This window comes from Mesorhizobium sp. M1334, assembly GCF_040317995.1.
Classification (GTDB): Bacteria; Pseudomonadota; Alphaproteobacteria; order Rhizobiales; family Rhizobiaceae; genus Mesorhizobium.
Genome location: NZ_JAMYLM010000015.1, coordinates 70632 through 94617, shown reverse-complemented (window position 1 = coordinate 94617; position 23986 = coordinate 70632). Strand labels below are relative to the sequence as shown.

The window sequence follows — 23986 nt, the reverse complement described above, 5'->3', positions numbered from 1 at the left end:
GCGGTAAGATTGGGCAGCATAAACCTTCCGGGACCCGCTGTCGAGGCAATTGTCGCTTTGCACCTAACCAGGTTCTTCCTCACTTTGTGTGGTGATCAGGCCGGTTGAGTGGCAGCATGCGTGCCCTCTAAAATATGGAAGTTGACTACATTCTTATTATTAATCGGGATATACGACCAGTTTAGAGGCGGCTCGCCTCTCACAGGCGACGTTTGCAGCGGCGACGGCAGATCGAGATATTGGCGGGTTGATGCCGGGGCTTTGTCCGAAATCTGTGGTCCGATTTCGGACGAAGTGACGGTCAAGATGTCCGAAATATGCTACGAATTTCGGACAAGCTTCATACACAAAGCGCCGCGGCTTTGCCCGACATCATCGATATCGTCATGCAGATGGGCGATGCCGACCTAGCCTCGTCCCCTCCCCTTCCAGCCATTGCCAATCCCAGCCTGCCTGCGCAGCTTGAGGCGCTCGCCGGCCGCGCGCGCGATTATATCGAGGCGGCGAGTTCGGCCAACACGCGCCGCGCCTACGCAGCCGACTGGAAGCATTTTTCGAGCTGGTGCCGGCGCCAAGGCATCGAGATGTTCCCGCCCGATCCTGAGGTCGTCGGGCTCTATATCGCCGCCTGCGCGTCAGGTACGGCCACTGGCGACAAAAAGCCCAACACCGTTTCAACCATCGAGCGCCGGCTTTCGTCGCTCTCCTGGAATTTTGCCCAGCGCGGCCAGCCGCTGGACCGCAAGGACCGGCATATCGCCACGGTGATGGCTGGCGTTCGCAACACCCACGCCTCCCCTCCCCGGCAGAAGGAAGCGATCCTGCCCGAGGATCTGATCGCATGTTCGAGACCCTCGACCGCGGCACGCTGCGTGGTCTGCGCGACCGCGCCATGCTGCTTTTGGGTTTCGCCGGCGGCCTTCGCCGATCCGAAATCGTCGGCCTCGACGTCGGCAGGGATCAGACCGAGGACGGCCGCGGCTGGGTCGAGATTTTTGCCGATAAGGGTCTGCTTGTCACATTGCGCGGCAAAACCGGCTGGCGCGAGGTCGAAATCGGCCGCGGCTCCTCCGACGTCACCTGCCCTGTGGTCGCTCTGCAGACCTGGCTAAGACTGGCGCGCATTGCGCACGGACCGCTGTTTCGGCGCGAGCCGTCGGTGCCGATCGCTTGAACGACCAGGAGGTCGCACGCCTGGTCAAGCGCACGGCGCTCGCCGCCGGCGTGCGCGGCGATCTGTCGGAGGGCGAACGGGCCAAGAAATTCGCCGGCCACTCACTGCGCGCCGGCCTCGCCTCGTCGGCCGAGGTCGACGAACGCTATGTGCAAAAACAGCTCGGCCATGCCTCCGCGGAGATGACGCGAAATTATCAGCGCCGGCGCGATCGTTTCCGCGTAAATCTCACCAAGGCGTCCGGGCTCTGATGCCCCCGTTTTGTCCGCTGGGATGAGGCGGTCAGATCTCAGGCGATAACAATTACCTCATCGAGCACAGCGAGCGCTGTGTCCAGACTATCGGCGGCCGACGCTTCGTAGTCAGGCATGATCATCAACTGCGTTATGGCACGGCCCACAAATTCCGGGTTTAGCTTTTCCAACCGATCCTTGGTCCGGGAGACCTGTTCCGGGAATGCGCGCAGATTGAAGCGAACAAATGACGAGGTCTCTTATCCCCGACACGAATAGCTCGCGATCTCATCGGGATTTCCCTTACCGCCATAGGCAGCTTGAGTGGGATAAGCGCAGATCGGCTGGTGCTTGCCGGGGAATGCCTTGCTGCCAGCCGCGAGAGAATCCGGAGCCTTGTCTTGGTTTATCCAGCCCTCGATGGCGGCCAAAGGATCAAAGTCGTCGAAGGCTTGGCCATCGCCGCAGTGGGTCATCCCCGGGATTATGAACATGCGCACGAAACGGCGAGTCGCTTCCAAATCGCCGCCGCTTGTGACCTCGACGACTTGCTTGTACCAGCGCACCAGATCGTTGGCTGAGAAGACCGGATCGGAAAGTCCCTGAAACAAGAGCAGCTTTCCACCGTGGGCAGCGAAGCTGGCGAGATACGTGCCGGTCGCATCATTGAGCTTGGCTGTATCCGCAACGCGTGCCGGATCCTTGTCGAAGTCGAACTTCAGGGGGTCAAAATTCGGCGCCGGGGGCGTCATGAAGTAGTATTGAAGCGAGCGGGCTCCCAGAACGATGTTATTTGCATCCGACTGGGAAGTGGGGGAATTGCCCAGCTTCCACATTCTCCAGTCCGCGCCCGCAACGCCCGTATCATATGGCCAATCGCTGTAAAGCTTTTCGCCATCGGAGCTTTCCGGACCCGCGAACGCGCGGCTCATGGACTGCACTTGACCAGCCGTGAGGCAGCTGTCCGTCTTATCGCCTTGGCAGGACAGGACCTTTGGGTCGAACCGGCACTGCTGCCAGGCGTTGATGACGCCATCCTCAATGCCATCGCGGGCATCACAGGCAGCGAGAACCGCCTTGGCGACGATGTTCAGATCCTGCTGGGAGAAGGCGCGGGATAGAATAGGATGGCCGGCCTCATCCTTGGGAGCGATGCTCATGTACTGGCGAGTATCCCAGGCTTCGGCAATGTTGGCGGCACTGAGACGAAAACCCGGGCTACCTGCAACAATGCCGTCGAACTCGAGCGGATATCGCTGAGCCGCTATCAACGCCTCACGACCGCCATTCGAGCATCCCATGAACACCGACTTTTTCGGAGCCGCCCCATAGAACTTGGCAATCACCTGCTTCGAGACCGAAGTGACTTTGCCAATGGAGGCGTACGCAAAATCAATGCGTGCGGCTTGATCGACCCCGAAAGCCGGATCGGGGCTTGGGTGCCCGCCATCCATGCTTACAACAGTGTAGCCGCGCAAGAGCCCGGGAGCCGCGGTCGAGTTCCGGCAAGGAATGGTCCCGACGGCCGGCGCCAGGAAGCCATCAACTGCGCCGCCGCCCTGGAAAAGGAACATGTCGTTCCAGGTCGTCGGAAGACGCACCTCAAACCGGGTGCCATATGATTGACCATCGACCCCCTGGCGTTTCCCGATAACACCTCGGACAAGGCAGTGCCCGCCCACTTTTACCGCCTGAGGCGAGGCGCCGGTGAATGCAGTGAAGGGATCTGCGGGGATCTCCTGCGGCTTTTGAAGGCTAGCCTCGGTAAAGATCACGCTTGGAATTTTGAGCTTGGCGATGGACCGGCACGCCTGATCCGACGCGTTTGCCGCCAGTGCAGGCGCACATACACATATGATCGCCAACATCAGTGCCAGCGTGCACCCGCGGTCCCGCAGCTTGAGCCCGTTAGCCAAGAACATACCCATCCTCCCTGGATGCGCCCGATAGCCCGAAAGCTGATCGCATTGGTAGCTAGTTGTGAGCTTTCACTAGGTTGTCCATCCGGTCCGAACCGGGAAAGCTGAGATTGTCGAAGCTTCAGTGACTCCAGGGGGACCGGATGAACATCCATAAGAATACCGGTCTGACGCCGCTCGGTCGAGAGCGGATTTTTTGCGCCTGGGCGCGCCGGCAGCACCTCGAGGTGTTGCCGCCTGATCCGCAGACCGTCGGCCTCTACATGTGCATCCAGAAAGGTTACAGGAGACAAGAAACCAAACTCTGTGGCGACGATCGAGCGCCGTCTCTCCTCCCTGGCGTGGAATTATACGCAGCGTGGCGAGCCGCTCGATCGAAAGGACCGCCATATCGCCACCGTGCCCGCCGGCATCCGTAACAGCCACGCAAAACCGTCTGTGCAGAATGAGGCCATACTTCCCAAAGACCTGATCGCCATGCTGGAGACGGTGCTCCGCAAGACCCATCAGGTCGCCCCAGGCCAGAGCAACCGGCTGGTCCCCGGGGAGGACGGAACGGTCGACCACTCCGCTTGTTCGACTTGTGTTCGGGCGACTATCCCGGCTTCTATGCATCGCGCTTCGGCGCGGCGAGCTTTGTCCAACGCGCCAAGCCTTTGAACCGAATCGCTGTAGACGGAAGTCGCGGCGAGCTTCGCGTTGTTGATCGGAGCATCGAACCAGGCGTCGTATCCGCGGTATCCACCCCATCGTCTGTCGCGCAATCTGTTGGCGAGCGCGTCCTCAGCCGTTCGATCGCGGCCGTCTTTGCCGCAAACTATTATATGGCGGCCGCCGATGCCATTCGGGCGCGCAATATCTCAGGGGTTGAAGGATCGTCGATCAGTTTTCCGATGTCTTGGCGGGCCGCGATGATCTGCACATGACCCTGCAAAGATTGCGCGTAGTAGGAAATACTGGTGCAACTGGTCACCCCAGGCGTCAGGATAATCGTAGAACCAATCGAACGAATGCACGCATCGCGGTTTGCCTACAGCACTGCTCTCCTGTCCCGATAGCGCAAATTCGCGGTTACCTCCGGCCACGAACAGTCGGACCAATTTTATTTGTAGGTTAGACCTTCGTCCTCGGCAAGATTGGCCAAGCGATGACTCGCTGCTGAATTGCCGGCCCGCGCGTGATGAGCGCGAAGGCGTCAGGTAGCCCCCGCCGTCAAGACTCAAGCCGCAACGCAATCAGGCGGGAGTGCCTTCCGCTAGGTGGGGATGGACTGGCCGCCGAAATCAGAAGCAGCAAGCCTGGAGCATAATGGAAGACCTCGACCATGTGAAGCAGGCCGTGAAGGGCGACCTAGCCTATTTGCAGCCACCTGCTCAAAGCCGCGACATGAAGCCAGCCGCCAGCCTGCTAGTCGACAGCAACCGTTCAGCTTGCTGCCGCCGACCGCTTGAAAACGATGGTCACCTTCGTCCCTTTGTTGGCGCTGGACTCGACGGCTAGCTGCGCCTTGGCGTTCTCGGTCAGCGATCGCGCGATCAGCGCTCCGAGCTTGCCTGGTTTGGGCCACACGTCGCCTTCCGGCAGGCCGATTCCGTCGTCCGCCACTATAACCCGGCAGCCGTCGCCATCGACGACGCTGTGCAGTGTTATCGTGCCGCCATCGCGGCCCCGGAACGCATGCTTTAGTGAATTGGTCAGCAATTCGTTTACGACCAGCCCGGCCGGCATGGCGACGTTTATTGACACCGGATATGTATCCACCTTCATATCCAGCCGGATTCCCTCGACCGCATGCGAGCTCATGACCGCGGACGCGATCTGGCTGAGATAGACGCCAAGGTCGACCTCCTCCTTCGGCTCGTCGGCCGTTAGCGTCTGGTAGAGGATCGCCAGAGCGTCGACGCGACCGGCGAGCCGCTCAAACCGTCTCCGGTCGGCCTCGGTCGCGTTGCGGCTTTCCAGCCGGATCAGCGCGGTGATCATCTGCAGGTTGTTCTTCACCCGGTGCTGCAGTTCGCGCAGCAGCGTGTCTTTCTCGCTGACACGCTCCTCCGCCGAGCGCTCATCTCCTGCCTCGCCATGGGCGGATACGTCGACCAGGGCCACCAGTCGGAAGCACACCTTGCCGTTGTCGTCTTCGATCACGTTCGAATAAACGTCGACGATCGCGGGTTTGTCCTCTCCGCGCTCCAGCTTGAAGGTGCCGACCAAATCGGTTCCCTCGACCACGGCCTCGGCAAGCGGCCTGTCCTTTTGCTGATGGAGGCCTTTGCCCAAAAGGGCTGCCCAGTTTGCTCGTGTGAGCCTGGCGGCTGTCAGGCCTGACAGTTTCTCGAATTCCGGATTGGCGTAGACCACGCGCTCTTCACCGGCAAGGTCCGAAACGGCTATGGCGATCGGCACCTGGTCGAGGAATTTCTTGAACTGTTCGCTTTCCAGTGCGGTTGCAAGGTCAGGTGTATCAAGTAACTGCTCGACCGCCTCAGCCTTCTCTGAATCCGATGTCATTTGCGCGCCTGTTCTGTGCGGATGATATCAACAATGCGGCGAGCCCGCCATCGCCAAAACTGGAGCTGCATCTCACGTTTCGCATCACGCATCTGACAACCAGCTCTGCATATCGTAACGGCCGCACGTCTAGCATTGCGACCGGCCGAAGGAGAGCGGCAAGGATCGGCTACAATCCAGGTGCCTGGAATGTCGAAGCGACCGGTCAAGTGGGTACGCTGCGGAAGATCGATAGAGCAGGCATTCAGGGAGAATGAGTTCGCGTGCCGGCCTCGGCGATACGTGCCGACACTGTCAACCTCATGACCGCATGCGGGCTGAAAGAGCAGCGCTTCGCTCCAGCGGTAATTCAGGCCGCTAGCTGCCTAACTGCGGCAAGCCCATCGATCGTGTATGTTGAGACGCTATTGCCGATGCCTAAATATCGAACCCGTCATGGCAATCGTTGTGACGGGAAGCGCTCGCTTATGGGCTGTGCTGGAATGCGCATGAAGTATACGCCTGTGCGCCGCTTCGTTGATCTCTTGGCCTTCGAGGAAGTCGTCAATCTCATCGTATGTGAGACCGGCACGAGGTTCTCCAGGTCGGCGGTCGGGATCTTTTCAACAAGATCAGACGGAGCGCCCAGACACACTGCCAAGGCGCGAACTCTGCGCTTGTTCAGCCCGGAAAGAGGAAGAATGTCTGCGGCACCATCGCCGAACTTGGTGAAGAAGCCCATCAAGGCCTCGGCTGCTTCGAAGCGACTTCTGAAAAAGAAGTGTGGGTTTGCTCTCATACCCTTTGCTGAAAAATGTTGTCATAGAGCGCATGGAATGCCACGCGCTTCGAATCGGAGTAGCCATCCGGGAAGCCTGAAGCCCCTTTGAAGCGCATGTCCGGCAGCTATTCATAGCGTGGATGACTTTGATCGAAACAAACGATTTCATAACTCTTCGGAAATCTTGCATGGACAAAAGCACGTCCGCACCGGTCACCCATCCAAAGGAGAAAATCTTCCATGCGCCCTGACGTGCAGTGGAGGTCGTGCCGAGAAGTGAGTTGCAACTGGCCGATCATGTCGGCGGTTCGACGCTAGTCGTCCCCAATGTTCCTGAGCTGCGAAGTCTTGCAGGCGAGCCAGCTGCCCAGCGCGATTCTGCTTGTGGCGGGCTTTTTGCCGCAGGCAGTCCGCTCGTTTGGGCAGCGGATTGGAGACCCGGCCGGCAGCGCTACCATACAACATCAGCGCACTTTACATCTACGCGGTATTGCCGGGCTTCCAGTCGGTGCCATGTTTGGCCGACGAATGACGCGATACGGCCTCCTGCACAAGCGAAGGCGTTATCGGATGTGCGACCGGGAAGCAGGCGGACAGTGCAGCACATGTCAGTCGCCTGTGCGACGGCCTTTCGGGGAATGAAATCGGGCCAGTTCACGGCGCGGCATTATTCGTCAACAGCCGCCCCTTCGCAAGGATATAGGCAGCCCGCGTCACAAGTTCGTGCTGCAGATGAAAACGGCATCGCCGGCATGCAAGTCAGCAGCCGCTCAAGATTCGATGATCCAGCCAAGCTCTCGGCGTCATGGAACGGCAGGCGCCACGATCGAAGCATCTCATGTTGATTCAGGCGGACCCTTATGAGGCGTTCTTTGATGCCGGTGATGCCTGACAGGCGGTTGCAGCTGCAAGCGACAACGCGGCCTATTTAGTTGGAAACGGTCTGAGGCAGGCCAATTTGGCTTGCCCGTCACTATGTGGAGAAAGAAATGCTGTGTCTAGGAATTAGCGGCGGACTTGACCAAGTCCATGAAAACCGATTCGAGCTTCGGAACGCCTTTATGCACGATGGCGCCGCGGTGCTCGTCCGAGACGGACGGGTGATAGCAGCCGTCGAAGAGGAACGCCTCAATCGGATGAAACACTCCAACAAGCTCCCAATTCGTTCGATTCAATACTGTCTGTCAGCGGCGGGGGTTCAGCTCAACGACATTGATCGTGTCGCGCTCTACGCCAGCGAGCCCTATGCCAACGCCATGCTTGAAGGTATGTCCGCATCCCACCCGGACATTCTCTCCATTCCGTTGGATGCTAAAACGTTGGTGCAGGATCTGTTAACGCGTGAGTTCGGCACTAAGTTGGACAGTTCGCGTATTTCATTCGTAAGTCATCATCAGGCGCACGCCGTGAGCGCCTTTGCAATGTCGGGCTTCGAACAAAGTCTCATTCTAGCGATTGATGGCTCTGGTGATTTCCTATCGGGCCTCTTGGCGGTAGGGTCTGGCACAGAAATTACGCAACTCGAGGCTTTCCCCGAGAACAATTCTCTTGGGCTGTTTTATCTCGAGACGATCCGCTATCTCGGCTACGGCTTGTTCGACGAGTATAAGGTAATGGGACTCGCGCCCTACGGCGACCCCGCTCCCTATCGCGAGCTCTTCGAGCAGTTCTACGAGCTCTCCGCCAACGGCGGTGGCTACCGTGTTCACCTCGACCGCATCGGTCCGGCGTTGCTCCGCAATATCGAGGTCAGGCGAAAGGGAATGCCCTTCACCCAGCAGCATCGAGATGTGAGTGCGTCACTGCAGGAAGCGCTTGAGCGGATCGTGTTCCACATTCTCCGGCATCACCGTGAGGCCACCGGCATGAAGCGGTTGTGCCTGGCGGGGGGGGTGGCCCACAACTGCACGATGAACGGTAAGCTGCTGTATTCAGGGCTTTACGAAGACATTTTCGTGCAACCCGCGTCTCACGACGCTGGCTGCGCATTGGGAGCTGCGCTGATAGTCTCTAACGAGATGGGCCGCCCCGCGCCGTGTGAGCGACTGCAGGAGGTCTATTGGGGTCCTGATCTCGGGAGCGAGCGCGCCGTGCAACAGGAACTGAATGCATGGGCCGGACATCTCGAGGTTGAACGCTCTGATGACGTGGCAAGCAGTGCAGCCGACTGGATCGCCAACGGCGCCGTGATCGGCTGGGTGCAGGGTCGTTCGGAGTTTGGGCCACGTGCGCTGGGCAACCGCAGCATTCTTGCCGACCCTCGGCCCGCCGCAAACAAGGACCGGATCAATGCGATGGTCAAGAAGCGCGAAGGCTATCGGCCCTTCGCGCCATCTGTGCTGGAGGAGGATGCGAGCGAATTTTTCGACCTCCCGGACGGTAGGCACGAATTTCCATTCATGAATTTCGTCGTTCGCGTGCGTGACTCAAAGCGCGCCTTGCTCGGTGCCATCACGCACGTCGACGGTACCGCTCGCCTGCAAACAGTATCGCGCAACGCCAATCCCGCGTACTGGGAGGTCATCAATGCGTTCAAGAAGCGCACAGGCACTCCAATTCTGCTCAATACGTCCTTTAACAACAATGCCGAACCGATCGTGGATTCGGTTGCAGACGCGATTGCCACCTTTCTGACGACAGAGCTGGATGGACTTGTGGTCGGGCCCTTCCTGGTAAAAAAGCGGGCTGCAACGCTGCAGGATTGGACTGCGCTTGCGGTTTCGTTGCCGCCCTATGTGTCCCTCCATCAAACCCGCGCTTACAAAGCGCCAGATCGTCGGGAGACTTACTGCGAGATCAGCACGACCCACTTCAGCAGTGACAGTGTACGAATTTCACACGACTTGTTTAATCTGCTGATGCGGATTGAGGGCGAAGCCGTGTTGGGAGATCTCCTCAATACAATTGCGCCGGATCAGGCTAAGCGTGAAGCTCTGATGGAGGGCCTGCGACGGCTGTGGGAGCAGCGCCTCGTTCGATTGCATCCCTCACAAGCTGCTCGCATGGATCAAGACTGCGATCAAACGCTGGACCAGCATAACAGGCTCTCAGCGTGATAGAGGTGCCGCTATCCAAGCTCGGCGAATAAAGGTGTTCATCGACGCCGCCTGCCAGCTCACCGCTGGCAGGCGGTCGACTTCATCACAGGGTTGATTCGTCCACTTCATGTTGGACGACCCGGACGCGCAGAAAAAAGCGCCTGCGGCGGGTCCTTTGTAACCACCATGATGCGGGACCACAGCGACAGGGCGTGCCGGAGACAGTCAATCCGGCCGGCGATGTCGTCGCCGGCGGCGACGGTCTCATTCAGGATCAGCATCGACCAAAGAGCGAGGCCACTGCCGTTATGCTCCGAGATCTGGGGACGGCGGCTTGGCGATCACCGTCTACTCGGCGTTGCCGAACTCACTGCATGCGAGACCGTGACGAAGCCCTTCACATTGCGGGTCGGGACATAGCTGGCTTTCTTGGCGCGCTACCATCGCTAGAGATGCAGACTTCGCCCAACAGCTCCTGCTGGAGCGCGGCTTGGATCTGATGGCAGAATTCTTGCGGAGACGCGGACAAAGTGGGGAGCACTCCAACCTACACACGCGTCACTGGGCTATCAGTGTTGACCGTATAATCTTCGGAATGGCAATGGCATATTTTACAAAGCACGACGGCAATCAAATTATATACCGCAGCTGGGAAGAGCCGGAACAGTCAAGCGCAAGGATGAGAATTTTGGTCCTCAAGCTTGATCATGTCGGCGACTTTTGGATGTCTCTAGGGCCTCTAAAGGACCTTCGTCAGCGTTTTGCGCATGCCCACATTACGCTGGTGGTGGGAAGCTGGAACATCGCTACTGCAAAACAGTTTGACCTCGCCGACGATCACGTTGCTTTTGACTTTTTTCCTCGCAACCCAAAAGTCAAAACGCGCAAAGAAGCCGCGGACATAAGGCCGCTGCTGACCGGCGAGTTTGATCTTGCCATTGATATGCGTGTTCCGGAAGAAACAAGGCCGATCTTGCTTGAAGTTCCCGCCAGGCACCGTGCGGCGATAGTTGATCCGTACAGCATGCATCAGATCGATATTGCGATAGCGCCATTCAATCTGAAACTGCGCAGAACCATTTTCTACAAGCTGGTCCAAAAAATAGGGCTTGCTAACAAAATCCCCCGTAGATGGCTTGATTGGTTCATTGACCGTAAGCAGGTGCGTCTCCAGCATGTGTCAGAAATCCTCCTCTTTCTGGTCGCAAAGGCAGCTGCCTATTTCGAAAGCGGAGCGGGTCACCCACAGAATTCGACTACAGGCAATGCCCCGATTGTCGTGGCTCCGTTCTCCAATTCCAGCCTGCGAGATTGGCCCATTGAAAGTTTTGGCAAAGTTGTCGCTGCTCTTTCGACCCGTGGTGAGGTGGTCCTCGTTGGCCGTGGCGAATGCCTGGAAGCGCTTGAGGAGGTTGCGAAGATGGCTAGGGAACGTGGGGCCGCGAACATTCGGACGGCTGTCGACTTGTCAGAATTGGAATTCAATTGTCTCGTGAATTCGGCCGCGCTCGTCGTTTCGAACAATTCAGGCACCGGCCATGTCGCTGCCCAGCTTGGCCGCCCTACTATCGGCATTTTCACGGCGTCACATCTACCGGAGATTTGGGGGTTTCGAGGTCCCTTGGTCAGCATGCTTATGAGTGTTATTGAATGTCGCGGATGTGGTCTGGACCAAGTGCGGCATTGTCCGGTCAAAGTCCGATGCAAGTTCGACATCACGCCGGATCTCGTGATTGCCGAGGTAAACGCCTTGATGAATCATTGTAAGGGTACGGCACAAGCTTAGTGGCTCGCGGTCACCACAACCGCGATTGCCCAGCCCTTGTCGCTGATTCAATCGCTACAATCATCTAAAGGCCGAAATTCAGAATCGAATCGACTTGTTCGAAGGACCGCAGTGGCGATGTCACATTGGCCGACAGGTGGCATAGAGCGGCGCCTGAGAATGAAAGTGCCGCCGCCCAGCCTTCATAGCCGTTCCTCCTTTGTTGCGTGACGGCCCGAAAGTCGCCATCGCGTCAGATGTTCATCAGGTTCGGGATAGCCGGGGCTCGTCCGGCGACAGTCATGGCAGCGACTTCGCTTCTGGACCCGCTCATCCGGCCGCCAAAAACAAATGCGCTTTCTAAGCCGTAATTGATCCGCCGGAGCTGACCAAAGCCACCTTGCTCTGGGTTGCGGCAATGGCGACTGGGGCGAGAAGCCGAGAAGAACCGATGCGGCGAGAAATCCTGAGACCATCCGCCACGAGACGTCGCCAGGGAACGTAGTATTGCGTTCCGCGTTACACTAACGTATATACGTCCGCAGCACAGGAGCGCGCCATGGCCACCACACCCACCAGGAAGGAAGCACCCGTCTCGATGCGGTTTCGCGACGATGATCTCACCATCATCGACCGCGGCGCGGAGCTGCTCGGCCTGTCGCGCACGGAGTTCATGCGGCGCGCCGCGCTGCACGAGGCGCAGGCGGCCATCCTCAACGAAACCGTCATCCGCGTGTCCCCGGAAGCCTATGACGCCTTCATGCAGGCGATCTCAGCCCCGGCCGCTGCGCCCCCGGCGAAGGCGGCCGAGCGGCTGCGTCGGTCCCCGCCCTGGGACCGCTAGGTGGCGCTTTCAGGCATCGAACTCCTCGACGACGCGCACCGCCTCGACAGCTTCGATTGCGGCAAGCCGGCGCTCAATGCTTGGCTGGCCGGCTTCGCGCGAACGAACCAGGCCCGCGGGTTTACCCGCGTCCTGGTCGTTCACGACGAGGGAACAGTCGTCGGGTATTATGGCCTCGCGCCGGGCGTGATCCAGCCAAATAGCGCACCGCGCGCCATCCGCACCGGACGCCCGCCCGATCCGATCCCCTGCCTGCTGATCGGACAACTCGCCGTCGACCACCGCTATGCCGGACAAGGCGTCGGTAGCGGCTTGGTCAAGGACGCGCTGTATCGCTGCGTCGCCGGCGCCGACATCGTCGGCGGCCGCGCGGTGGTGGTGCGGGCGATCGACGCCGAGGCAGAGCGCTACTGGCAGAGCTGGGGCTTCATTCCCGCGCGGGACAATCCGTCGGTGCTCATGCGCTCGATCCAGGACGTGAGCCTCTGGCTGGCCGACAAAGGCCACTAGCTCCGCGCGCGTAGCGCCTCCGGAAGCGGCAGGTCTGCGCGCGGGCCTGCCGCCGACCGGGCTCTAGTTGCGGCGTCCCGCCGCTCCCCGAGCCGGCTTCGCCGTCTCGGCGTTCGGGTGACCCCTCACGCAGGGCCAGAGGGAGACGGCGGTCAGAGCGAGGGAGCCCTGGAGAGAAGGGAAAGTCATGATGTCGATGATATTCATAGGGGGTTCACGCGAGATATTTGAGCTGATGGAACCTGCCATCGCTCGGATCCGCCCAATCGTTGTTGCCGTGCACGGCGTGCTGATTGGCGACGCGTCTGGAGCCGATGCCGAGGCGCAGGGCCTGCTCGCGGGCTACGGCTACAAACATGTCGGGGTCTTCCATGCGGCCAAGGAACCCCGCAATGATCTGGGCGACTAGGCTGCCTACCGGGTCCCGTCTCCTGAAGGTGCTAGAGGATACTGGATCTACGCCGCCAAAGACCGGGAGATGGCGCGCGCCGATTTTGGGATGATAGTCTGGGACGGCGCATCACCCGGCACGGCCGTCAACGTGCTTCGGCTCGCCATGGCGAACAAGCCGAGGTCATCTACGATCTGGCCAGGGGCAGCATGGCGACTACGCACCATGTCGTAGACTGGTGCGCCATTGCTCCGCGATGCCGGTCCAGACATTCGGCGCGCCAAGCCGAAGCCCGCATGACGCGAGGCGAGCGCCTGGCGTTGCCGGGATGATGGACGCGCGGTCCCGGCGGGTCCAACGCGATAGGCTTGATCCGGCCCCGCGCCCCCAACTCCACTTGTATGAACGGCCGGGGCCGGCCCTTTTCGAAACCGGCTCACCGCCGCGTGGCGTTGTGCAGGATGATTGTCTTGACCCGTCTCGCATCTGAAGCGGGTGCAAGCCTGCCGCACATGCCGCTGCTTGGTCATGCGAGGCATCGCTACCGTGGGGCGTGGCGTTCGCCGATCTCCAAACCGCTGTGCCGCCATACCGAACACGCAAGGCGGTTTAACCGCCAGGCTGCTGTCTGGGTGGAGATCCGCCTGATCTAAAGCGTCACCCACCCGACGGACAACATCTCACGACGCGCCGAGCAGCTTGGCCAAGAATCCGCACTGGCCGATCTCGCGCTGCGTGCGATCGCCTCCTCGATAGCATTGGAGCAACACCTTCTTGAAATCGGCCTCTGCCGGCAATTTTGTCGTAAAGCTCATGGTGGCGACTCCCGCACGCGCGCAGGACAGCCGGCAGATCGCGCATCTTGGCGATCAACCCTGCCATTCGGCCCGTCGTTCTTCTTTATTCCAATGGAGATCGTAATCAGGTCCGGCCGGTCACGGAGTGAAGTGTTCTCCCTTCGAGCAGCCACGTCGGCGCCGCTCAGAATCTTCGACGAGCGCGCCATGACAGCATCGATCTCCGCAAATTCTTGCCAGCAGATCGTCCTCACATCATCATGCCCTTGGCTTCAACCGGGCTGGTGCCCTCCCCTTCCCGGCTTTTTGTCCCGACGCTCGGGTCGCGTCGCCCGGCCCGGTCAAGGCCCGGCGCGATTGGTCGGGTCTCACGCCCAAAGCTGCCTCGGTGCCAGTAGCGGCACCGCATGGCCCCACCCAGGCTTGCGCCAGTAAAGCGTCGGCGAGCCAGCATCCGACGGTGCGTTCGAGCGATCTCATTCGGCGGCCATGATCGCGCACGTCACCATGCTGCAGCGGAAAGCTGCCGAAGCTCGTCTGGCCAGGTCGCTGACCGCCTCGTCGTCGCGGGCGACGACCGAAATCTTCCCCACCGCAGCGAGGTTTCTCCCGTTAGAAGATCCTCAGCGGGATGGGCTGCCAGTTCACGCCCGGCCAACAAGCATCCGGCCCGCGGGACAGACCTCGTCTCCCGGTCGTGTGAGCAGAAGAACATCGCGAAGTGCGGCTTCATCCTCGACGCCGCGAGCCTGCTCGCTATACCGCCCTAGGCGCTGTCACCAGGCGCCAGCCCACCTTTCTAGCTGGCGGACCATCTCATCGAGCGCGCCGATGGCCGCACGGTCAGTGATTGCAATGTCCTCAATGCGCCGCAACTGTTTGGGTCGGGGGCAGCCCTGCGCAACCAGGCCGGCACCGCCGTCGTCGGCGCGGCTTCCGTGGCACCGGGAAGAGTGCCGTGGTGGCGCAGGAGGGTTTTGGCTCAGAATCATGGAACACGATGAATCATCGCGGCGCTTTTTGTATAGCGAACGATAAGTCTTGCACGACCAGCCATTTATCCCTCGCCAAATCAATGCCGCGGGCGCAGGCGAACTCCGTCCGGACTAAGTTCAACGCGGGCAAAAGAAGTTGTGTAGGCCATGTCACGAAATGCTTGGTCCGCTTCTCTGCCGGCCGATGGTCCATGAAATCCCCTCCCCACCCACGACACCAGACACCTCCTTGCCAATATGCCGATCAAGTACTGGCCTCCATGGTACCAGCATGAACTCACGCGCCTTCTCGACTATCACGTACTTGCCGCTGGCAAGGTCGATCGAGCGGCGCAATCGACCCTCTATTCGATCACCAGGCTGCGCTTCGGAATACGAGAGTCCGAGTTCGTCAGACAGTTGACCGGCAACACGGTTCAGCTCACGTTGACGCAGGATCGAAAGCATGTTGGCGCGATAGACGATCCGGTCCTGCTCTTCCCGAGCAAGACCTTGCGCAATCAGCCACTGCCGTCGGCGGCCTTGCGCCTCTCGGACATCGCGGCCGAAACCAGAGCTGTGCAAGGCCTCCGGTGTGTCGGAAACCAGCTCTCGATCGAGCCAGGTGGCGCCGTCGAAGCTGACTTGTTGTTCCAGCGGCGTCGATGAGAGCTTGTCAACCGTGACAGGCTCGGCCCCGGCCCGCTGACGCTCGTAGTCAGACACACGGTCGAGATGATCCGGTGCGACGATCCAGGTGCCGTCCGGCTCGCGCTCGACACGACCGGTCGCCCGGCGGATCGCCTCCAGTCGCCGCACGTGCGTTTCGGCAAAGCGTTCGGTGGCCGACGGGTCATGCTTGAGATGGATATCGATGCTGTAGCGCCCGTCATGGGCCGTGGCGATCTCGGCAATTGTGCGGTCGACTTGCCTTGGCCCGGTGTCCCTCGGCGTGACCCGCACTATGCAGCCCTCTGGCGTCGGTTGGGTTGCCTCGCCTTTGCCGATATCAACATAGTGGCTTTTGCCGTCCACGGCGTCGACGACGAGGTAATGGCGGTCAGTGATTTCGTCGGCCAGGCCGCGCGCAACGATGCAGCCGACGACAGGCTGCATCTGCTCTGCAGATCGATCATGGATAACATAGTCGGCGGCACTGCGGGCGAGCCCCTTGCCGGTCAGTTCGCGGTGCATGGTCTTGATGATGTCGCCCCGCTCGCCGATGCGGCGCAGCGTCGCTTCAAGCTCGCCATCAAGGCGCCAGCGGCCCGAGCCGACTTCCTCAGCCAGACCCATCCGCTCGAGCTTGCGCAGGCGGCCCTGGTGCAGCGTCTGGCGAAACGTGTCTCGGCTGGCCGGTGAGACATGCCCATCATGGTCGCGCATGCGGAGCAGCTGCCGATCGATGCTGGTGAAGCGTTCCCGCTCCATTTCCTGGCGCAGGCGTTGCTCGATCTCGCGGTCCGTTCTCGGGCCAAGGTCGAGGCTGACCAGCTCGGCCGCCCGTTCACGGATTCCAGACGAGATGTAGTCTCGCGCGATGACAAGATTTTCGCCGCGGTCGTCCTTGCCGCGGACGATAATATGGGTATGCGGATGACCAGTGTTGAAATGATCGACAGCGACCCAGTCGAGCTTGGTGCCGAGGTCTTCTTCCATCTGCGCCATGAGGCGCCGCGTGAGCGGCTTGAGGTCGTCATACTCGATGCCGTCTTCAGGTGCGACGATGAAGCGGAACTGATGCCGGTCCCCATCGGCACGATCGATGAAGGCCTTGCCATCAACGCTGTCGCTGTCGGCGCTATAGAGCTCGCCAGGCTCGCCTTCGCGGGTGACGCCGTCGCGCTGGAGGTAGCGAAGGTGTGCACGTGCCCCGTCAACACCCTTGCCAGCCAGCTTGACGATACGCGCCTTGACGACGGCGCGCCGCTGCCGAAACGCCGCGTGGGGGTCGCGCGCTCTGAGAACGGCGGCAGCAGCCCCGCCGCGCCCCGCCCGGCTTCCGATGAAGCGGCCACGGCGACCGCTGCCGCCGCCGGCTCGGTTGATCGCGGCGCGGATCTGGCCGACGAAACGCTTGCCTGCCTTCGAGCCGCGCGATCCGATTTTGCCCAGGCTCGGCTTGAACTCTTCATCCTGCATTGAGCCTCCTAGTAATCTTGAGAAAAATCAAATCTTTGTCGGCAGAAGCTCTCCTGACGCTGAAGGCAGCCTCCATGAAAAACGATGTGCAGACAAAGACTTCGCCGCCTCCAGGAGGCGATGCCTTTATCTTGCCTTCCGCGGACCTGCCTCCCTGCCCCGCCCGACCCACGGTACCCCTGCCCTCACCTGCGATCCGGCCGGCCTGACCTTGCTCGCTCCGATCCGAGCGGCACCACAATTTGGCCATTCGGATCGGTCGCGGAAACACCGTTTCGCAGGAAAAACAGCGACTGCCCGGACGGGATTTCCGGCGCTTTTCCGGAACGGGATTTGCCGGTGAACGCGTCCATGTCGGCGGCCGAGATCCCCGCCGCCTTGAGCTCTTCCAGATACGAAACCGTCTCGCTGGGCAGCGGTCGCCCACGCTGCAAATGCTGTTCGTAGCGGTCCGGCCCAGCGTTATAGGCGGCAAACAGGCCGGGAAAGCCGAAGCGGTCATACATGGCGCGCAGATAGGCAGTGCCTGCCAGAATGTTGTCGCGAGGGTCGTGCGGATCGGCCCCCAGGCCAAGCTCTGCGCGCATCTCCTCATAGGTGCCGGGCATCACCTGCATGAGGCCAATGGCGCCGGCGTGTGACGCGATCGGCCGTCCGTCCACCATTGTCTGCCCCCGGCTTTCGGCATCCATGACGGCATAAATCCAGGGCTGTGGAATGCTGAATCGCCGGCTTGCTTCGGCCACCAAGGGCTGCCATCGTTGGAGCTGCGGACCACGGGAGATGGCGGCCGGCTGAGCGTCGGTCGCGGCGGAACAGGCGCATGGCGCTATCGCGACCATGCCCAGCATCAGGAGGGTTACTCGGTCCATAGCGGCACGAGCCTCCCGGCAATATTTTCGGCCGGCACCGGCCCGAAATAGCGGCTGTCGAAGGAGTGATTTCTATCGTTGCCGAGCAGGAAAAACTCGTCGGCGGCGAGCTTGCGGCAGGCATTCCACCAAGGCAGCGGACGGTGCTGCGTGTCGGTTGCCAGCCGGCGCGCGACGATCTCGCCGCCGATGATGATGGCGTCGCCGAAGGCGCAGACATGCTCGCCAGGCAGCGCGGCAAGGCGCTTGACCAGCGGCACATTGCTGGGCAGATAGAAGCGTTCGGCGGCGAGATCGGCGACCGGTTTTGGCGGGCGGACGAGCACCAGATCGCCACGAGCCGGTGATCCGGACGCGACGCGATAGAGGCCGACCGGCGCACTGGCCGAGGCGTTCCAGACCAGCCAGGGCGATGGGTTGTCGAAAGCGGCGAAGCCGATCAGGCCGAGGCCTATTGTGGCCACGGCGATCGTCTTGCGCGCCCGAATGCGCCGCAGATGGCTGCCGATCAGACGGATAGTGGGACGCCGGCTCATGAGCGGCCTCCCGCACCGGCCGAGCCGGAATCGTGGCCGCCATCCTCGGGCCTGGTTTCCTGCGCGCGCCCTTTCGACCAGTCGTCGAGCTCGTCGATGTGATACCGAACATAGCGGCCGTGCTTGCGGAATTGCGGGCCACCGCCTTTGAGCCGCATCTTCTCCAGCGTGCGCTGGGACAGCCCGATATAGAAGGCGGCCTGCGCGGTGTTGAGAAACGGACTGCCCTTCTTGGCACGGGCCGCGCGTTCGTTTTCGTCGTCCATGATGATCCTCGTTTCGCTACGGACAAGCGAAGGCGAGGATCGGCGAGCGAGATCGTTTTGGGGACGGGCGAAGAGTGGGGGGCGAGTTTTCGCCGCCCCTTCTTGAGAAGAGCCCCGCGCCGGTTGCGGCGCGGGGCTCGAGGCAGGCGGTTCAGTCGACCGGGTTCCAGATGATGGCGTATGTGTCGTCGTCATCCTGGCCGGCGGCGCGGCCGAGATTGGCGTAGAGCTTGCGCGGGCCGAACTCCGGGGCGGCAATCGACAGGCTCACATAGTCCTTGCCGGAGGTCTCGCCGGTGCGGATCCAGCCGGCCCCTACTTCGACCCCTTGCGTCAGCACCCGGAAGTCGGGATGGGTGTCGGCGCTCTTTGCCTGATTGGGCACGATGTCGATGTCGGCGCGGACGCTGAGCGTCTTGAGCTGGCCCTTGTAGCCGCCGTTTTCCTGTTTGGTGACGTATCCGATCGCGGTCATTTTCAGTCTCCTTTGGTGCTCGCCGGGGACCATTCCCCTGCGATGGCGGACCGTGATGGGCGCGTCCGGACCGCCGGAACCGGGACGGCCGCAGCGATAGCGGAGGACCCGAGCGGGCAGCTTTTTTGAAGCGAAGCGGCGCGAGGAAGCCGCCGCAGGCGGCGGGGAAAAAAGCTGCTGGCGAGGGTTTCGGGCGGGCCGGATCCGCCCATAGGTCGTCAAGCCAGCCGCAGGGGAATGGTCCTGAGACACCATGGAGACAGGTGGCGCGATCGGTGGCACAAGAGCGTGCGGCAATGCAGGGGGCTGGCTGCGCGGGCTCTGTCGGGAACCGGATCGGACAATTGGCCCCATGCGCCTGGCGCCTCGGCAAGCAAACCCGGCGTGGTGCAGGGCTGCCGAGATGGGCGCGAGTTGGCGCCGGGATTTCTCGCGCGCGGCACTGGCTCGACAAGACGACCGATCGGCAGCCGGTGCGGCCCGGAGCGGCGCGCGCGACCTGAGCGGCGGCACTCGAAAGAACCGCCGCTCGGGCCCTGATCGACTATTCGCGCGCGAACAGCGGCTGCACTTGTGTCCACTGATCGGCGGTGCGGAAACCGCCGCGGCTGGTGTAGCTTTCGGCGGGGAATTTCATCCAGCGCGGCAGCCAGGTCTCGAGCCTGAGGCGGCCATTCTCGCCCGCAAGGAAGTCACGGATGATCTTCTTTTGCGTCTTGACCTTCTCGGCGACATTGCCATCCGCGACCAGCTTGCCGCCGACCTCGGCCAGCATCGAATTGGCGATTTCCTTGTCGCGCAAGAGGTCGAAGAAGGCGTCGTCCGGTTGCCACCATGCGCCCATATCGACATTCAGATCGTTGCCGAGCGCCTCGATGACGGCGCTGCCGGCTGCAAGCGTCTCGGCCATGACAAGGGTGAGAACGCGCATGACATCGTCGTCGCACAGCGCCAAGAGGCGCGCGAAGACGCCGGCGATAGCAAAGGCGTCGCCATTGCCGCCGGCGACCACGCCATCCTCATCCGGTGATCCGAGCAGGGCCAACACCTCGCGCCGCTTTTTGCCGAATGCAGCTTCGGCCTTGCAGCCGGCAAGGCTGGCAGTCACCGTTTCGTTGACTGCTCGCTGTGGCTCACGGCGCACCTGCCACAGGCCGGAACCGGTGATGGCGTGCGCCACCACGAGGCGCAGCGCCACGGCGGGATGGTCGAGCATGGCCGCGCGCACGGCGGCATGGCGATGCAGATCGACATAGTTCTGCATCGGGCCGGTGAGTTCAGGGCGCGGCGGCTTGGCGGCTGTTTCTTCTTGCTCGCCGCCCTCGCGGGCGCGGCGGGCTTGCTTGCGTGACAGCCAGCCCTCGTGACACTCGACCTCGCCGCGATGCGTGACCGCGATGAAGACCTTGCCGCCCTTCTTCTTCGGGGTCTTCTCGTGGTCCCATGGGTGGAAATACTGGCCCGGCTCCAGCAGCACCACCTCGCTCCAGCCGTCGTTGAGATAGGTGTCGCGTCTGGCGGCAATCGCTTCGTTCTGCTTTTGCCAGAACAGGTCGGCATCGGCGAAATAGCTGTCATCGCCGAACAGGTCCGAGGTGATCAGGCCGGGATATTCGTCGATGGCAAACAGCGCCACCTTGGTGGAAATCGACTGGCCGCCGAACAGCCATTGCTTCAATTGAAAGCCACGCGGCGCGTATTGATCGGGATCGGCAGACAGAGCCAGCCAGTCCTTCTGCTGCGCCTTGGACGCCATGGTGAGATGGCGCACCGTCTCGGTATCGATCTCCTCGCGCCGGTAGGCTTCGCGGATTTTGGGCAAGAGGTCGCCAAGCGCCAGAATGCGTTTGACCTTCAGGTCAGTGATGCCGAAGGTCGCAGCGATATCGGGAACGGTGCGGCCTTGCCTGACGAGCCGCGAAAACGTCTCCCATTGCGAGACTTCGTCAGGATCGAGGCGGGCGAGGTTTTCGATCAGCGAGGCTTCCAGCGCATCGGCGTCGTCACTGTCCTCCATGATGGCGCAGGGCAAGGGATCGCCTTCGCCGCGCTCGTCGGCAAGCGATTTCGCGGCGAAATAGCGCCGCCTGCCGGCGACGATCTCGAAGGTTTCCGGCTGGCCGTTCGGCCGCACAAGGAGAGGCACCAGCACGCCGCGCGCACGCACGGATGGCAAGATGTCGGAAATGTCGGGCGCGCGTTTTCCATGGCGCATGTTGAGCGCGGAAATGTTGAGCTGATCCAAGGGGATGTGGGCAAGCTGCATGGTTACTCTCCTTCGCTTTGGTTGAGGTTGTCCCCCCGCAGAGGCCGAAGGCCGGCGCGGCGGGACGGTTTTTGCGCCTATCGGCGCTGCTGTTCCGCCGTGTCGGGCGGAAGCTCGGAATGGGGCTTTGAAAGGGCGTCTGCTGCCTGCCGCAGAAGTCGCTCGGCCTCGGTGATGTGGCCGCAAATGCGGGCGGCTTCGGCATAGACGGAGAGCGTAAAGCGCGCCTGGAAATGCAGGTCGCGCTCGATGCCGAGGCCAAGCGGACCTTTTACGGATGCAAGCTCGGCCAGACTGACGCTGCCGAGTTCGGGGAAGCCGAAGCCGAGATCGCAAAGGCCGAACAGCGTGTCGCCATCGGCGTCGAGTTCGCTCAGAAGCCACGTCGCGGCACCTGTGGGATTAAACAGTTTCACAACGGGAAAATGGTCGATGTCGGCGTCGGCGGCGCCATTGGCGAGCAGTCGTGCGCGCAGCGGATCGGTGATCAGGATCATGGAAAGACTCCTTGTCCGAACAGGTCGAGTTGATTTCTGCTGGCTTCATCGAAGAGGCCGATATCGAGCGGCTTTTGCGCCGCGCGCGGACACATCGGCGTCCATCAGGAGGGTGAGCCGATCGCGCGTGGTGATCGGCCGGACACCGGGAATGAGCATCTGCTCGCCTTGCGGCGTCGGCTCGCTCGCGGTCAGTTGAGGATCGCGCATCGTCATGCCGCAATCCCTTCCTGCGCCTCGCCTTCGGCATCGGCCTGAAGGCCAAACAGGAAATCGGCGGCCTTGGAGGCAAGACTGGCGGCACGGAAGATGGCGCGGTTGTCCTCGCGCAGCACCTTCAGCCATGAGCCGATGTAATCGGCATGACGCACGGTCGGCTCGATACCGAGATTGCTGCAGACGAAGGCGGCAGTGATTTCGGCGACCAATTCTTCACGCGCGTAAGCCTTGGAGCCGAACGAGCCGGAGAGGTCGCGAGCAAGCCGCGTCGGGTGGCCGGTCCAGTGGCCAAGCTCGTGAAAGCAGGTCCGGTAATAGTCGATCTGGTGATGGAACGCCGGCTGCGGCGGCACCTGAATGTGGTCGCTGCCCGGCATGTAGAAAGCGCGATCGCCGCCGATCCTGAAATCCGCACCGCTGGCGCGAATGAGCGTCTCGGCCTGCGGCACGATCTCGCACTGAGGCAGCGGCTCGGCGGCGGCATAGAGGTCTTCCGGAAGATTATCGCACTGCGCGACATTGAAGACGGTGAAGCGCTTCAAAAAAGGCACGGCCTGTGGTTCATCGCCCTCGTGGCGTGCGCGCTCCTTCTCGTCCTTGGGGACAAAGCGGTCGGCATGCACGATGGTCGTGCCGCGCTCGCCCTTCCTGACATTGCCGCCAAGGACGAGCGCCTGCCGGAAGGTGAGCCAGTTCTGGCTGGGATAGCTGCGCTCGATGACCGCGCCCCACAGGATGAGGATATTGATGCCGGAATAGGTGCGCCCAGAGGATGCATTCCTCGGCAGGCCAAGGCCTGCCTTTGCGCTGCCCCATGGCTTGACCCATGGCACGGTGCCGCGCTCCAGTTCGGCAATGATGCGGTCGGTGATCTCCTGATAAAGGCTGGCGCCCGGGCGCCCGCCCTTGCCTGCGCCAGCCTCTGTGCTGGCACAACGCTTGCTGTTTGCATGCATCGTCTCATCCTCCGCTCGCCAATCGCCGCGCCTTTCCCCGGAAGCGGGGTGGGCGGCGAGTCGCGACCGGAAAGGCCCGCCGTGGTAGGCGGACCGCATCCGAAGGACCGGAACGAAGAGGAGGACCCTGAGCGGCACGCGAAGGGTTGCGGGCTGCCGCGGCGGGCCTAGAAGGGAGTGCCGCCCACCCCGCGCCACCGGGAAAGGCCAACAGACAAACCGCGCCGCCCGCAAGGGCGGCGGCCGTCTCAGCCCGAAGGGCTGCCCACGCCAAGGGGCGAAGCCGAATGGCCGAGACCGCCTGAGCTTGCCGAAGAAAAGCGGGCTCGGTTCACGAGCACCTGGTGCGCGTCGTCAGGCGCGCGGGCGCCCGCCAGGACGGCAGGCTGGACAGATTTTTCGAACGGATCGCGATAAATACTTCAAATGAATGCTGCACCGAAAACATGTGCGATGCAGCATTTTCGCAAGCATTTACCACGGACGCTCAGACCCGAGACTTCCGCCACCCAGCCTTGCGCGCGGCTTCCTCCGAACAAAACCAGCGCTCGCCTTTCAACAGGTTGATGCGCGTCTCCCAGTAATATTCCTGTCCGGGAACATGATAGATGCGCTCGCCCGTGTTATAGCTGATATTGGCTTTGATGTTGCAGCCGAGAGCGGCAGGGCCGATTTCGAAGGCAAGAAAGCCAGCCAGGATTGTTCCACCAGCAACGATCTTTGCCCACAACGGAACGTCGTTCGAACGATGGCGCTCGCCATACCTGCGACGGTTGTACCGATTGTCCTGATAGCGATGGTTGCCCACGCCCCTTCCCTCCGAAGAGAGAGTGCGACGTTTGCG

Annotated in this window: 21 protein-coding genes and 3 pseudogenes; 8 read left to right on the top strand and 16 right to left on the bottom strand. The window is 61.5% G+C overall.

Annotated features, from left to right (window positions below):
- Positions 1-392 precede the first annotated feature (392 nt).
- A pseudogene (locus NKH17_RS23035) lies at positions 393-1425 on the top strand (site-specific integrase).
- Between the two features lie 242 nt (positions 1426-1667).
- On the opposite strand, the gene NKH17_RS23030 reads toward NKH17_RS23035, so the two are convergent.
- Positions 1668-3329: a tannase/feruloyl esterase family alpha/beta hydrolase gene (locus NKH17_RS23030; protein WP_352457362.1), complete on the bottom strand. Its 1662-nt coding sequence runs from the start codon at positions 3327-3329 to the stop codon at positions 1668-1670.
- 191 nt (positions 3330-3520) lie between these two features.
- Here NKH17_RS23030 and NKH17_RS23025 point away from each other — a divergent pair.
- Positions 3521-3830: pseudogene (locus NKH17_RS23025) on the top strand (integrase); the annotation flags it as partial.
- 2 nt (positions 3831-3832) lie between these two features.
- On the opposite strand, the gene NKH17_RS23020 reads toward NKH17_RS23025, so the two are convergent.
- From NKH17_RS23020 to nadE, 4 genes and pseudogenes are all read right to left on the bottom strand, one after another.
- A complete protein-coding gene (locus NKH17_RS23020; RefSeq protein WP_352972350.1) occupies positions 3833-4090 on the bottom strand; it encodes an aminopeptidase in 258 nt (85 codons plus the stop codon).
- Positions 4091-4146: 56 nt separating this feature from the next.
- Entirely contained in the window at positions 4147-4299 is a 153-nt protein-coding gene (locus NKH17_RS23015) for an aminopeptidase (protein WP_352453905.1), read from the bottom strand.
- 452 nt (positions 4300-4751) lie between these two features.
- Complete coding sequence (locus NKH17_RS23010) at positions 4752-5834, bottom strand: sensor histidine kinase (protein ID WP_352541528.1); 1083 nt, start codon at positions 5832-5834, stop codon at positions 4752-4754.
- A gap of 404 nt (positions 5835-6238) precedes the next feature.
- Positions 6239-6570 (bottom strand): annotated as a pseudogene (nadE, locus tag NKH17_RS23005) (NAD(+) synthase); the annotation flags it as partial.
- A 1013-nt stretch (positions 6571-7583) separates the two neighbouring features.
- On the opposite strand from nadE, the gene NKH17_RS23000 reads away from it, so the two are divergent.
- The 6 genes from NKH17_RS23000 (at position 7584) to NKH17_RS22975 (ending at position 13795) form a co-directional block, all read left to right on the top strand.
- A complete protein-coding gene (locus NKH17_RS23000) occupies positions 7584-9650 on the top strand; it encodes a carbamoyltransferase family protein (RefSeq protein ID WP_352972414.1) in 2067 nt (688 codons plus the stop codon).
- Between the two features lie 583 nt (positions 9651-10233).
- The gene (locus tag NKH17_RS22995) at positions 10234-11418 is read left to right on the top strand and encodes a glycosyltransferase family 9 protein (protein WP_352972347.1); all 1185 of its coding nucleotides are present in this window, start codon (positions 10234-10236) and stop codon (positions 11416-11418) included.
- A gap of 538 nt (positions 11419-11956) precedes the next feature.
- Positions 11957-12241 carry a type II toxin-antitoxin system TacA family antitoxin gene (locus NKH17_RS22990; protein ID WP_352453587.1) on the top strand — a complete coding sequence of 95 codons (285 nt, stop codon included), beginning with the start codon at positions 11957-11959 and terminating at the stop codon, positions 12239-12241.
- Positions 12242-12751 carry a GNAT family N-acetyltransferase gene (locus tag NKH17_RS22985; RefSeq protein WP_352457366.1) on the top strand — a complete coding sequence of 170 codons (510 nt, stop codon included), beginning with the start codon at positions 12242-12244 and terminating at the stop codon, positions 12749-12751.
- A gap of 187 nt (positions 12752-12938) precedes the next feature.
- Positions 12939-13160, top strand: a complete 222-nt coding sequence (locus NKH17_RS22980; RefSeq protein WP_352972344.1) for a hypothetical protein — start codon at positions 12939-12941, stop codon at positions 13158-13160.
- A 452-nt stretch (positions 13161-13612) separates the two neighbouring features.
- Positions 13613-13795 (top strand): hypothetical protein, encoded by a 183-nt coding sequence (locus tag NKH17_RS22975; protein ID WP_352457368.1) that lies wholly within the window; start codon positions 13613-13615, stop codon positions 13793-13795.
- Positions 13796-13822: 27 nt separating this feature from the next.
- Here the strand turns inward: NKH17_RS22975 and NKH17_RS22970 are convergent, their stop codons facing one another.
- The 11 genes from NKH17_RS22970 to NKH17_RS22920 all read right to left on the bottom strand — a co-directional run bounded on the left by NKH17_RS22970 (position 13823) and on the right by NKH17_RS22920 (position 23950).
- Positions 13823-13957, bottom strand: a complete 135-nt coding sequence (locus NKH17_RS22970) for a hypothetical protein (RefSeq protein WP_352457369.1) — start codon at positions 13955-13957, stop codon at positions 13823-13825.
- 1127 nt (positions 13958-15084) lie between these two features.
- Positions 15085-17055 carry a relaxase/mobilization nuclease RlxS gene (rlxS, locus tag NKH17_RS22965; protein WP_352972341.1) on the bottom strand — a complete coding sequence of 657 codons (1971 nt, stop codon included), beginning with the start codon at positions 17053-17055 and terminating at the stop codon, positions 15085-15087.
- 185 nt (positions 17056-17240) lie between these two features.
- Positions 17241-17897 carry a lytic transglycosylase domain-containing protein gene (locus NKH17_RS22960; RefSeq protein ID WP_502910619.1) on the bottom strand — a complete coding sequence of 219 codons (657 nt, stop codon included), beginning with the start codon at positions 17895-17897 and terminating at the stop codon, positions 17241-17243.
- A gap of 17 nt (positions 17898-17914) precedes the next feature.
- Positions 17915-18463 carry a signal peptidase I gene (gene lepB, locus NKH17_RS22955; RefSeq protein ID WP_352468502.1) on the bottom strand — a complete coding sequence of 183 codons (549 nt, stop codon included), beginning with the start codon at positions 18461-18463 and terminating at the stop codon, positions 17915-17917.
- Complete coding sequence (locus NKH17_RS22950; protein WP_352468501.1) at positions 18460-18729, bottom strand: helix-turn-helix transcriptional regulator; 270 nt, start codon at positions 18727-18729, stop codon at positions 18460-18462. The genes lepB and NKH17_RS22950 overlap by 4 nt, the downstream gene beginning before the upstream one ends.
- A gap of 151 nt (positions 18730-18880) precedes the next feature.
- Positions 18881-19204, bottom strand: coding sequence for a DUF736 domain-containing protein (locus NKH17_RS22945; RefSeq protein ID WP_023672372.1), 324 nt, complete (start codon positions 19202-19204; stop codon positions 18881-18883).
- Positions 19205-19748: 544 nt separating this feature from the next.
- Positions 19749-21470 (bottom strand): ParB/RepB/Spo0J family partition protein, encoded by a 1722-nt coding sequence (locus NKH17_RS22940; RefSeq protein ID WP_352706931.1) that lies wholly within the window; start codon positions 21468-21470, stop codon positions 19749-19751.
- 77 nt (positions 21471-21547) lie between these two features.
- Positions 21548-21967 carry a DUF2958 domain-containing protein gene (locus NKH17_RS22935; RefSeq protein ID WP_023800968.1) on the bottom strand — a complete coding sequence of 140 codons (420 nt, stop codon included), beginning with the start codon at positions 21965-21967 and terminating at the stop codon, positions 21548-21550.
- A 45-nt stretch (positions 21968-22012) separates the two neighbouring features.
- Entirely contained in the window at positions 22013-22183 is a 171-nt protein-coding gene (locus NKH17_RS22930; protein ID WP_352706928.1) for a hypothetical protein, read from the bottom strand.
- Positions 22180-23142: an ArdC family protein gene (locus tag NKH17_RS22925; protein WP_352753281.1), complete on the bottom strand. Its 963-nt coding sequence runs from the start codon at positions 23140-23142 to the stop codon at positions 22180-22182. The genes NKH17_RS22930 and NKH17_RS22925 overlap by 4 nt, the downstream gene beginning before the upstream one ends.
- A gap of 487 nt (positions 23143-23629) precedes the next feature.
- On the bottom strand, positions 23630-23950 hold the full coding sequence (locus tag NKH17_RS22920) for a sunset domain-containing protein (protein ID WP_352502726.1): 321 nt from the start codon (positions 23948-23950) through the stop codon (positions 23630-23632).
- Positions 23951-23986: the final 36 nt, after the last annotated feature.